14 protein-coding genes are annotated in these 10,677 nt (G+C 45.0%); 8 read left to right on the top strand and 6 right to left on the bottom strand.

Annotation, left to right across the window (positions count from 1 at the left end; genetic code table 11):
- Positions 1 to 107: 107 nt before the first annotated feature.
- Positions 108 to 365, bottom strand: coding sequence for a hypothetical protein (locus RUM_RS12340; RefSeq protein ID WP_081459973.1), 258 nt, complete (start codon positions 363 to 365; stop codon positions 108 to 110).
- A gap of 254 nt (positions 366 to 619) precedes the next feature.
- On the opposite strand from RUM_RS12340, the gene RUM_RS13250 reads away from it, so the two are divergent.
- Positions 620 to 709, top strand: coding sequence for a hypothetical protein (locus tag RUM_RS13250; RefSeq protein ID WP_081460080.1), 90 nt, complete (start codon positions 620 to 622; stop codon positions 707 to 709).
- Entirely contained in the window at positions 706 to 918 is a 213-nt protein-coding gene (locus RUM_RS03965) for a hypothetical protein (RefSeq protein WP_015557911.1), read from the top strand. Before RUM_RS13250 ends, RUM_RS03965 begins: the two co-directional genes overlap by 4 nt.
- A gap of 139 nt (positions 919 to 1,057) precedes the next feature.
- Here RUM_RS03965 and RUM_RS03960 read toward each other — a convergent pair whose 3' ends face one another.
- Positions 1,058 to 1,966, bottom strand: coding sequence for a cache domain-containing protein (locus RUM_RS03960; protein WP_015557910.1), 909 nt, complete (start codon positions 1,964 to 1,966; stop codon positions 1,058 to 1,060).
- Complete coding sequence (locus tag RUM_RS03955) at positions 1,963 to 2,313, bottom strand: hypothetical protein (protein WP_015557909.1); 351 nt, start codon at positions 2,311 to 2,313, stop codon at positions 1,963 to 1,965. The genes RUM_RS03960 and RUM_RS03955 overlap by 4 nt, the downstream gene beginning before the upstream one ends.
- A gap of 373 nt (positions 2,314 to 2,686) precedes the next feature.
- Between RUM_RS03955 and RUM_RS03950 the strand changes: the two genes are divergently transcribed.
- Positions 2,687 to 3,214 (top strand): COG2426 family protein, encoded by a 528-nt coding sequence (locus RUM_RS03950; RefSeq protein ID WP_015557908.1) that lies wholly within the window; start codon positions 2,687 to 2,689, stop codon positions 3,212 to 3,214.
- Between the two features lie 18 nt (positions 3,215 to 3,232).
- Positions 3,233 to 3,835 (top strand): TIGR04100 family radical SAM protein, encoded by a 603-nt coding sequence (locus tag RUM_RS03945; RefSeq protein WP_015557907.1) that lies wholly within the window; start codon positions 3,233 to 3,235, stop codon positions 3,833 to 3,835.
- A 99-nt stretch (positions 3,836 to 3,934) separates the two neighbouring features.
- Here RUM_RS03945 and RUM_RS03940 read toward each other — a convergent pair whose 3' ends face one another.
- From RUM_RS03940 to RUM_RS03930, 3 genes are all read right to left on the bottom strand, one after another.
- Positions 3,935 to 5,566 carry a recombinase family protein gene (locus tag RUM_RS03940; protein WP_015557906.1) on the bottom strand — a complete coding sequence of 544 codons (1,632 nt, stop codon included), beginning with the start codon at positions 5,564 to 5,566 and terminating at the stop codon, positions 3,935 to 3,937.
- An 89-nt stretch (positions 5,567 to 5,655) separates the two neighbouring features.
- Positions 5,656 to 5,874, bottom strand: a complete 219-nt coding sequence (locus RUM_RS03935) for a transposon-encoded TnpW family protein (RefSeq protein ID WP_015557905.1) — start codon at positions 5,872 to 5,874, stop codon at positions 5,656 to 5,658.
- 152 nt (positions 5,875 to 6,026) lie between these two features.
- Positions 6,027 to 6,374: a hypothetical protein gene (locus tag RUM_RS03930; RefSeq protein WP_041326574.1), complete on the bottom strand. Its 348-nt coding sequence runs from the start codon at positions 6,372 to 6,374 to the stop codon at positions 6,027 to 6,029.
- Positions 6,375 to 6,921: 547 nt separating this feature from the next.
- Between RUM_RS03930 and RUM_RS03920 the strand changes: the two genes are divergently transcribed.
- The 4 genes from RUM_RS03920 (at position 6,922) to RUM_RS03905 (ending at position 10,531) form a co-directional block, all read left to right on the top strand.
- A complete protein-coding gene (locus RUM_RS03920; RefSeq protein ID WP_015557904.1) occupies positions 6,922 to 7,266 on the top strand; it encodes a plasmid mobilization protein in 345 nt (114 codons plus the stop codon).
- A gap of 184 nt (positions 7,267 to 7,450) precedes the next feature.
- Positions 7,451 to 7,663, top strand: coding sequence for a hypothetical protein (locus tag RUM_RS03915; protein WP_015557903.1), 213 nt, complete (start codon positions 7,451 to 7,453; stop codon positions 7,661 to 7,663).
- 134 nt (positions 7,664 to 7,797) lie between these two features.
- Entirely contained in the window at positions 7,798 to 9,417 is a 1,620-nt protein-coding gene (locus RUM_RS03910; protein WP_015557902.1) for an ATP-dependent nuclease, read from the top strand.
- Entirely contained in the window at positions 9,395 to 10,531 is a 1,137-nt protein-coding gene (locus tag RUM_RS03905) for a UvrD-helicase domain-containing protein (protein WP_015557901.1), read from the top strand. Before RUM_RS03910 ends, RUM_RS03905 begins: the two co-directional genes overlap by 23 nt.
- Positions 10,532 to 10,677 lie beyond the last annotated feature (146 nt).

Here is a 10,677-nt window from a genome sequence, read left to right as displayed (position 1 = left end):
GCACATATGTTTTTCAGGCTGTTCCAGTCATGCTCAGCAATCAAGGAAAATAAACACTATTAAAGTTGTGTTTCGTCGGTATTTGTTATCAAATGATTAATAGGATATCATTTTATTTTTCTAATAAATCCTTTTGCTGGAAAATCAGGATACAGAAACTCCCAAATGCAGCCGCATGATTGACACTGATACCATTTTGTTGCATACCTTTTGAGTTCTTTCTGTTCTAAGGTAGAATATCCTGTATGATACGGCTTGCTTACTGGTATTTCTATAAAAACACCATTCGCAACTTGATTATGACAAAACGATTTCATTTCTTCAAACAGTTTAAGAGAATTGATATCAGTATCAAATCGCTCCATACAATCGCATTTCAATTGAACCAATTTGCATCGACCTCCGGAATGTAAACTTGATTTCCTCCACCAAGCAATTGACCAGCACCACAATTAATGATTTGTGGACCAGGCAGGACGGCCCCTACACTGCGCCGGACGCCACGATCCGCTACGGTAGCCGGGATGACGGTTGCGATGGATCCAGTACATGCTGGATGCGGCAGGCTACGATTGCGGAAAAATTGACGATATTGCAGGCGTGAAAACCATCGGCTGCCATCCGGGCTTACCAGCAGGAGCATAGACTTGCCGTGAACGGGCTGGCAGGGAAGAAAACAGTGGCGGCGTTGAAAGGAGCAACCGCATGACGGGATTTGAATTATTCACCACGGTGCTGGGGATCATCGGGACGGTCTGCGCCATCGTGTTCGGGTACATCAAGTCCGGCGTGGATGACATCAAGCGCAAGCAGGAGAAAGAGGATGAGCGGCATGTACAGGTCGTTTCCAGGCTGACTGCGGTCGAAGCGTCCGCACAGCAGGCGCACCACAGGCCGGACAAACTGGAAGAAAAATGAATTGTGTAATAGTGTTTAGTTGTGTAAAGGTTAAGTCTATTCATGGATTATTCCTACAACTTATGCAGCAAATCGCTATAAACCGAGAATTTCTGTTTCTATGATAATAATTATAGCAACTGTACGGCATTGCCTATACTTATTGCTGATCCCGGTGCAGCCGACTGGTAACGCAGAATCCGGCAGTGAGATCCAGCAGTGCGCCCAATGCAAGCATCCACAGTGCCGCACTGTTCCGGCGGGCATAAACCTCCCGGTACGGCAGGGTACATACCAATGTGTAACTGCGGTACTTCCGGTAACATACCAGAGCGGAGGACTGGTATGGACTTGCGCTGAAGTGTCCCGCATTGCCGGAAAAATCCGCCGGCGCATAGGGGGACTGGGCACCCACCAGGGCGGAATACGTGTGACTCATGTAGCGACAGCTTTCATCCAGCACGGAAAGGGTTCCATTTTCCATGAACTGGGTTCCGCTTACCAGTTCTGACAGATCCGCTGACTGCATCAGCTGACTGATGTCATCCGGCTTAAAGGTGATCTGGATCACGCCGTCCTGATCCAGCCGTGCTGTGCCCACCAGCAGAATATCCCGGGTGCTCTCGTCGGGAAAATACCACTCGGAAAACACCTTATTCGTGATCGCCGGCAGGAAGGCGTCCTCCACCCGATCCCCTACCCGGGACTGATCCGTACTGAACCGGATCACGCCCTGCAGATCGGATACGCTGATGACCTCCGCCCCGGCAACCAACCGAAGCTCCTCCAGATCCGTTTCCGTCTCCAGCAACGTCGGTGTGGTGTTGATCATCATGGAAATGATCCGTGCCCGGGTCTGATAATCCGCCTGGGCTTCGTCCAGGATCAGGGACTGCTCCGACTGGAGCGCATCGATCTTCTGGCTCATCTGTACCAACCGGTTTTCCGCCTGCTCCATCGCCCGATCCCGATCCACCACCCCGGTGGCATACCAGGCAAAGCCCAGCATCAGCAGCGTCAGCAGCACCGTGGGCAGCAGAACCGCACGGTACTGGGACCAACGCTTCATGACTGATGGGCGGATGCGCCCATCCGCTCCGCCATCCGGTCATAGATCACATACATCTTCTGTACCGTATTTTCCAGAAAGTAATAGTGAAAAATATAGGGCACCAGCAGTACCAGGATCAGTCCCAGCAGGGGCAGCAGGAACATTGCCTCCGTCATCAGAAAAGCACCCAGAACCAGGAACAGAACAATGGCAAACAGCATGGTCACCAGAAAGTGGATCAGCCGTTCGTGCTGCATAAACCCGATCTTGTCCAGGTGCCGCTGCAGATCCGTTTCTGTGAAGCTGCGGTTTTCTTCCAGCAGCCGATTCATTTGCTTCATATAATCGCTCAGATATTTGTGCATGCTCCCTCCATTGAGGCAGTCACACTGCCTGCCGATTTCCGGCATCGGCACACCAAAGATTCATCCGCATGTATTCCTTTATATCATAGCATACTGCCAGTAAAATAACAAGAGCAACACCACACAAAAATTGTGCGACAGATGTGTCAACAGATTTTTCGTCAGATTGCATAGAAACGATGCAGGAATGCCAGAGCATTGCAGGGAGTTTCTGTATGATATGACGGAACACCCGTTAGCAGAGGCTGTAAAAAAACACCAGGTCAGCTTTGTACGATATCGCCCGGGGCTTTACACAAATTTTTCTTGACAATCCTGCTGGAGTGTGCGATACTAAAAAGGTATTATGCAACAGACGAAAGGAACGTGAAATATGCTGCTTGAAATGATGTCCCTCAGTGAAACCCTGGTGGAATGGCTGACCACCCATATGAACGGCTTGCCCCGTGAACTGATTATTTTTGTAATTTCCCTGCTGCCCATTCTGGAACTGCGTGGCGGACTGCTGGCGGCGTCCATTCTTGGAGTGCCCATCGTACCGGCTTTGTGCATCTGTATCATCGGCAACATCCTGCCCATCCCATTTATCCTGCTGTTTATTGAAAAGATCCTCAAGTGGATGAAAACCACCAAGCATCTCCACGGCATTGCGGACTGGCTGGAGAAAAGAGCCACCGGCCCCAAGGCGGAACAGATCCGCAAGGTGGAATTTATGGGCACGCTGCTGTTTGTAGGCATCCCCCTGCCCGGCACCGGCGCATGGACTGGCGCACTGATCGTATCCCTGTTGCATGTGGACCGGAAAAAGGCAAGCCTGGCTATTTTCCTGGGGGTATTACTGGCGGCAGCCATTATGTGCGTCATCACCTACCTGATTCCCTGGATCGTCCGGCAGTTTTAACACAAAGGAGTGTTTGAAATGGCAATGACAATTTTCTATCCGGTGGGACAAAACCTGTATGTGAATCTCACCAACCAATGTCCCTGTAACTGCACCTTCTGCATCCGGCAGAACGGGGACGGGGCATACGGCTCCGACAGCCTGTGGCTGGAGCATACCCCCACCTTTGAGGAGGTGCAGGCGGCATGTCCTAAGGATCTCGGCAAGTATCACGAGATCGTGTTCTGCGGCTACGGAGAGCCTTCGGAGGCGCTGGATGTGCTGTGCCAGACCGCAGCCTACCTCAAGCAGCAGCCCGGCTGTCCGCCCCTGCGGATCAATACCAACGGCTTATCGGATCTGATCCACGGAGCGCCCACTGCTCACCGGTTCCAGGGCTTGATCGACACCGTATCCATCAGCCTGAATGCCGGAGACGAGCAGGAGTACAATCAGGTAACCCGCCCAAAATTCCCGGAAGCATTCCAGGCACTGCAGCGCTTTGCGGTGGACTGCAAGCAGTATGTGCCCCATGTGATGTTCACCGTGGTGGACGTAATCCCCAAGGAGCAGATCCGGCTGTCCCAGGAACTGGCTGATCGGTTGGGCGTTCCCCTGCGGGTACGCACCTACGATTCGTAATAGATATACACATCCGATACGGCAAAAGCCCGACTGCGAAAGACAGGTGCTAATAAAGAAGTTTTAATTCTTTGAAGATAAGGTTGCGTAACCAAGCGGTTACGCAGCCTTTCTCTTTTTGTCGTACTTCATACTGTCAGCAACGGCAGTAGTTATGGCAACATCGAAGCGATAGTGAATCTCGATCTGCTGAGTACGATGTCCGCTGCTCTTGTCAGGAGCGCGAATTACGATCTTCTCAATAAGTTCGTGCATGACCTCAGGCGTCAGCTCCGTGATATGCTCATACTTCTGTACTGCTCTGATGAAAGCAGTCACATCGGCGGACTTCTGTTCGGCAGTATCAATGTAAGCAGTCAGCTCTGCTACGGTTGCCCTGAGCGTCTTCTGCTCGTCCTCATATCCTGCTGACATCACTGCAAAACGCGCATCTGAGATTTTGCCCGAGACATTATCCTCATAGAGCCTTGTGAATAGTCTGTCCAGTTCAGCGATACGCTTCTCAACTTCTTTCAGCTTTTTCTTGGATTTGGCAAGCTCCGAGGACTGCTTCTGAACGGAATTATCCATAGCCGACCTCACAAATTCGTCCTCGTTCTCCTTGACAAAGGAAATCATCTTGTTCAGTTCACCGAGAACGATCTCTTTTAGCACGATCGTCCTGATAAAATGCGCTGTACACTCGTCTTTGTCATTAGCGTAAGTCCCACATTTCAGATGCTCCTGATCCGCTGTAAGCGACTTGGCTCGGCAAAGATACATTTTCCGTCCGCAGTCGGCACAGAAACACACGCCGGAAAAAGGATTGACTTCTTCGATTTTTGTAGGTCTGTGCTTATGTCTGCGAAGCTCCTGCACCAAGTCAAACTCCTGCTGAGTGATAATGGCTTCATGGGTATTCTCAAAGATCAGCCAATCCTCTTTCGGGTTATCCACACGCTTCTTGTTTTTGTAGGACTTCACATGAGTGCGGAAATTGACCGTGTGTCCGCAGTATTCAGCCTTTTCAAGGATATGGGCAATCGTTTCGCTGCCCCAGCGGTGCAGCTTGGCATTCTTATGACCATTATCCCTGCCCTGCGACAGAGCGTAAGCGGTCGGAGTTGGGATACCTTCCTGCGTCAGAATTCGGGCGATCTGCGAAGGACCGTATCCGTCAATGCAAAGGCGGAAGATCTTACGAACCACCTCGGCAGGCTCATCATCGATCACCCAAAGGTTCTTATCCGTTTCCGAATGCTTGTAGCCGTAGATCGGATTGGAAAGATGCTTTCCCGACTGTCCCTTAACTTTGAAAACGGCTCTGATCTTCTTCGACGTATCCCGGGCGTACCAGTCATTAAAAATGTTCTTGAAAGCCATCAGCTCGTTCTCAGATTTGAATGTATCCACGCCGTCATTGATCGCAATGTAACGGACATCATAATCAGGAAATATGATCTCGATGTACTCGCCAGTTTTCAGATAGTCACGACCTAGACGGCTCAGATCCTTAGTGATAACAGTACCGACCTTTCCTGCTTCCACATCTGCCATCATAGCCTTGAAGCCTTCACGTTCAAACGTCGTACCCGAAACTCCGTCATCGACATAATAAACTGTATTGCCAAAGCTGTTATCATCAGCGTACTTCTTGAGGATAGCCTTCTGGTTGGTGATGCTGTTGCTCTCACCCTGCAACATATCATCCTGGCTCAGACGGCAATATAATGCTGTAATCTTGTCTTTCATAATTTACCTCCCTTTCCGACAGATACAGCAAGCTATGCTATCATTATAGCGCACATTGGAAAATGATTCAATGCGCCGATATTACAAAGTTACACAGCCTGCTTCTCAGGTTCTTGTCCGGATTCACCGAGGAGTTTTTCGCTCTCACGGATGATAAGCCTTTTCAGAATATCCGAAAGACTTTCCTTTGAAGCAGGGTTGAACACGGTGGTCACCGTGTAAAGGGTATGTCCGATCTTGTACTCGGACGTTGCGTTAAAAGTTGTCTCTGTCTTTTCTCTTTCTACAGCAATAGTGTTGTTGTTCATAGCGTTATTCTCCTTTAGCTTCTCTTTATCTACGCTTATAGAGCGAGGGGATCGCTTTCTCTATCTGCCCCTCTTTCTGTTTTTGAAATTTCTGTGCGGAACGGCATCGCTGCCGCCCCATACACAGCTATCGTTCTGTTGTCGGATATATGTTAGTCCTCATAAGGATTTCTCGTATCCGTAAAACTCACCTGCTGACCGAACTTGTCATCGCTGTTATTGGTATCGCTGATTTTATCATCAGCGGATTCCGCAGTAACATCATTATCCGAACCAGCCAGACTGTCGGCTTTCAGTCTTGTAGACTGCTCACGCTCCCTTGCGAGAACTTCCAGCAGCTCACGACCTTCGCAGTTGTATTCTGCCTTGATCTCAAGGTAGCTCAGGTGAGCATTTTCTTCCACCAGCTTTTTGAGCTTTGCCTTACTGGTCTCGATCGTTGCCTTCAGCTTCTTGATCTTCTTCTCGTTCTCCTCGATCTTTTCAAGATACAGACCCATCGCATTCACCTCGCTTTCCGTTTCAGCATATTTCTGAAACTCAGATTTGCAGTCGCATCGTCCGACCACGATCAAATTATAGCGCGCAATTCCATATCAATACAAGCCGCAATGCGCACAAACTTTTGTTCATAGTTTGTTAATAATAGACCAGGGAATTTTGCGATTTCAAAATACGAAATGACGCTATTACGCCATAAAAAATCCCCGGTCATTTTGACGAAGCCGTTCCTGACCGCCCGAAAAAACTTTTCGGATAGCCATTGACTGTTTTTGAAATCTTTGGTATAGTGGATATGGGGAATCGCAGGAGCGACTATCAGAGAGATACAGAAAAAGTCGCACAGCTCCCATTCTCGATACACGAGAAAAAATCCGAGCTGAAAAGCTCGGAAATGCAAATCGCCCCACAGGGGCGAAACAAGAGTAGCAAGCACGGTATCATGTGGGCGCGCCGAGAGCGAACCCACATGATACAAGGCTTGGCAGAGGGCGCTGCCCCTACGACCCCGAATTTATAAAAACAAAGAGAGGACAAAAAGAGAATATGAAAGACGAGAATAAGCGTGATCTGTACCTGAAGGTAAGAGTGAGTCAGGCAGAAATGGACGCTATCAAGAGGAAGTTTGCGAACAGCGGTATGAACACTCTCAGCGGATTTGTCCGTGCGATGATCTTTGAGGGCTATATTGTTCATATAGACGAAAACGAGCTGAAACGGCTCAACGTATTGGCAAATAACATCGCCAACAATATCAACCAGATCGCTCATCGTGTAAATGTCACGAACAAAGTTTACAAGGAGGACATTGAAGACATCAAGAGCCTTGCCGATAAGCTTATTCAGCCCTTGCTGTTTCTGCAATCGAAGTGTTTGCAGTTGAGGCATTGACAGCAAAGTGCTGTAAGGAGAAATCCCGACAGCACCGAAAGCCAATATGTGCGCTCTGCACCGGATCGGTGTTTGAAATTGCTGCGCACTTCACAAAAATGGTTACAATCATTCCGCAAAGCTGGACTCCAGAGAGATTATCCGCTATAATGGATTCACGATAAAACTTTTGGAGGTATCAGTTATGTTAAAAACACCTGAATTGACAATGCCGAGATCACGCAAGGTCACGACTGTTTGCAACGGAAGGCGTGAGGTCTGGACGGACTACGAAGATGCGAAAGCCTATTTTCTTGAACTGATGATGTCTACGGACGGCGAGGAACATGAACGTGCAGAGTGCGTTTATATCCAACTGCTTCATGGATTGGACGAGTGCAGCGATGGGGATGAATAAGCAAAAATGGAGCGTTGCCGTAGTGGTAACGCTCCATTTCAATTGAATTTGGATCAAGATAATTGACTTGAAAAGTAGTAAGAAATATGCTATAATAATAGTAATCAGATAATCCAAACAAGGCGGTGAACAAGATGTACATCAGCAAACTTATTGTAAAAAACTATAAGCTCCTAAAAGAGGTAAATATTGATCTTAATGAAAAGATCAATATTTTCGTTGGTGAAAACGATTCTGGAAAAAGCACAATCCTTGAAGTACTATCGATCATAACATCAGGAAAACTGAATGGTTATGCTTTTGAAAGGCAGATAAAGGCAAATATGTTTAATGATGAAGCAAGAAAAGAGTACATTAACTCACTTGCAACAGGGTTACCGATATCTCCGCCGGAAATAATAATTGAAGCATTTTTGCAAGATGCTGATCCTCAGTATTCAGGTACGAACAATTCTCTTTTGAAAGATGCTTGCGGAATTAGGGTTAGGGTACACTTCAATGAGGAATATTCAGAATTATATAGCAGTCTATTATCATCAAAAGAGATTTATGACATTCCTGTTGAATTCTATTCCGTTGAGTTAAGATATTTTAATGGCTCTCCTGTTCTTCAGCGTTTTTCTCCGATAAAAGCTGCGTTCATTGATACAACAAGAAAAAACTATGCTTATGTAGTAGATAAATTCGTTGCGGACAATATCACCAATTTCTTAACACCCCAAAATCAAACGGATCTTACTACTGCATATCGAAAAAGCCGACATGATTTCAGTAATAGCGAAATTGTAAAGAAGCTTAATGAGGATGTCCGTAAGAATACCGATCTTGACGGGCGTGAATTAACAATAGACCTGAAAGAAGAGGATGTTGATTCATGGAAATCACAAATGTCAGTTGTTGTAGATTCCTGCCCTTTTGAGAATGTTGGTTTTGGAACCCAAAATACAATTAAAATGGGTATGGTACTAAAAAACGCTGATGAGCAAGTCAATGTCATTATTATGGAAGAACCCGAAAACAATCTTTCATATACAAATATGGCACGCTTAGTAAGTAAAGTGGAGAAATCCGAAGGAAAACAGGTCTTTATTTCTACACACAGCAGCTATGTTGCTAACAAACTGGATTTACAGAATCTTTTCTTGATTAGGAAAGGAATACCAACTCGTTTTAATGGTTTACCGGAAGATACGATGTCTTATTTCAAAAAGCTCCCTGGATATGATACTTTAAGAGTAGTTCTGGCAGAAAAAATCATTTTAGTTGAAGGTCCTACTGAAGAATTGATTATTCAGCGTGCTTATTTGGATAAGCATGGTGTCCTTCCTATCGAAAATGGGATTGATGTTATAGTAGTCGATTCGCTTGCATTTAAGCGGTATTGTGATATTACTGTTTTATTAAACAAGAAAACTGTTATAGCAACTGATAACGATGGCAATATACAAGAAAATATTACTAATAAGTATTCTGAATATACCACTAAATCCAATTTGATTTTTGTTTACGAGAGCAATGAAGAATTACATACTATCGAGCCAAGTGTTGCCGCTGTAAACTTTGATACAGATTCTCACGCACAAACTTTTAGAACTGTATTATCTAAAAGGAACTCAATGATGACAAAGAGTAAAGAGGAAATAATAGAATTTATGACTAACAATAAAGCAGAATGGGCTTTGCGGGTTTTTGATAGTGAGCTGAAAATTATTTATCCGGAGTATATACAAAATGCCATCAATGAACTTGATTAAAATAGAATGTGCCGGCTCAGGCAAAACGTGGAGTATTTGTCAAACAGCCTTGTCAATCGTATCATCAGATATCAAAAAACGAGTAGCGGTTATTTCCTATACCAATCAAGGTGTTCAGGCAGTACAGACTGAAATTAAGAAACAGAATAATGGCATAATGCATAGTCGTATAACCGTAGAATCATTATACTCCTTTTTGCTTAGAGAACTGATAAAACCATATCAAACATATATCTTTGGAATTAACGAAGTTAAGAGCCTTGATTTTTCACGAATGTATGGATTTATCAATAAACATCGTATTGGGCAAAAAGCAAGATATATGACAGTGGGACATAACATTACAGCGAATGAAGCTGCGGAATTGGTTGTTCAGCTTAATAACCGAAGTAATGGTCAAGTAATAAAAAGAATTGAGAGAATCTATGATACCATTTTCTTTGATGAAGTTCAGGATTTATCTGGATACGATCTTGAAATCATAAGGCGTATTGCTGCCTCATCAATTAACTTGGTATGTGTAGGAGACCCTAAGCAGGCTACGTTCAAAACAAACAGTGGTCAGAAAAATAAAAACATTTCCGGAGCGAAGATGGAATTGTTTTTCAAAAATCTTGAAAAAAGCCACTCGGCGCAGTTAACTTATAATAATATAAGCAGACGTTTTAACGTGGATATTTGTAGATTTGCTAATGATGTTTATCCGAGCAGTAATGAAATGTCAACATTTATGACCTCAATTACACCGCATGATGGCGTATTTCTTATTCTTAAATCTGATATTCCTGATTATTACGATCAATATTCTCCGCAAGTTCTTAGGTACGATAAAAAAACAGATACTTTGGGATTATCCTCTATGAATTTTGGAGAGTGCAAAGGCTTGACTTTTGATAGGATTTTAATATTCCCGAATAAACCATTCTTGGAGTATATTCAAAAAGGTAAGGCTTTGGGGAGTCCTGAAAAATATTATATTGCTGCTACACGTTCACGTTACAGCATAGCGATCGTAGTTGATAAATTCCCTTCAAAATCAAAATTCCAATTAGAAGATACTATCATACCTGTTGGAACGGGTAATATTATCGGTAAGAAAATACTGTTTAGTTGATTATAGGAGCATTGCATATCACGAGCAATGCTCCTTTTGTATTATAAAAGCTACTTGCAATAAAACGTAAGTAGCTTTTTTCACATATTCAGCGCGCATACAGCGCAAGAACTGCGCGCAGTTGCTCTATAATACAGAAAAGCCGA

The organism is Ruminococcus champanellensis 18P13 = JCM 17042 (genome assembly GCF_000210095.1).
Taxonomy (GTDB): Bacteria; Bacillota; Clostridia; order Oscillospirales; family Ruminococcaceae; genus Ruminococcus_F; species Ruminococcus_F champanellensis.
This window is presented reverse-complemented; position numbering and strand designations above follow the sequence as displayed.

Coding starts and splice junctions, on each gene's coding strand:
- RUM_RS03965 (WP_015557911.1), top strand. CDS start 706: ATGACGGGATTTGAATTATTCACCACGGTGCTGGGGATCATCGGGACG.
- RUM_RS03915 (WP_015557903.1), top strand. CDS start 7,451: ATGTTAAAAACACCTGAATTGACAATGCCGAGATCACGCAAGGTCACG.
- RUM_RS03910 (WP_015557902.1), top strand. CDS start 7,798: ATGTACATCAGCAAACTTATTGTAAAAAACTATAAGCTCCTAAAAGAG.
- RUM_RS03920 (WP_015557904.1), top strand. CDS start 6,922: ATGAAAGACGAGAATAAGCGTGATCTGTACCTGAAGGTAAGAGTGAGT.
- RUM_RS03935 (WP_015557905.1), bottom strand. CDS start 5,874: ATGAACAACAACACTATTGCTGTAGAAAGAGAAAAGACAGAGACAACT.
- RUM_RS03905 (WP_015557901.1), top strand. CDS start 9,395: ATGCCATCAATGAACTTGATTAAAATAGAATGTGCCGGCTCAGGCAAA.
- RUM_RS03960 (WP_015557910.1), bottom strand. CDS start 1,966: ATGAAGCGTTGGTCCCAGTACCGTGCGGTTCTGCTGCCCACGGTGCTG.
- RUM_RS03930 (WP_041326574.1), bottom strand. CDS start 6,374: ATGGGTCTGTATCTTGAAAAGATCGAGGAGAACGAGAAGAAGATCAAG.
- RUM_RS03950 (WP_015557908.1), top strand. CDS start 2,687: ATGCTGCTTGAAATGATGTCCCTCAGTGAAACCCTGGTGGAATGGCTG.
- RUM_RS12340 (WP_081459973.1), bottom strand. CDS start 365: ATGGAGCGATTTGATACTGATATCAATTCTCTTAAACTGTTTGAAGAA.
- RUM_RS03955 (WP_015557909.1), bottom strand. CDS start 2,313: ATGCACAAATATCTGAGCGATTATATGAAGCAAATGAATCGGCTGCTG.
- RUM_RS03940 (WP_015557906.1), bottom strand. CDS start 5,566: ATGAAAGACAAGATTACAGCATTATATTGCCGTCTGAGCCAGGATGAT.
- RUM_RS03945 (WP_015557907.1), top strand. CDS start 3,233: ATGGCAATGACAATTTTCTATCCGGTGGGACAAAACCTGTATGTGAAT.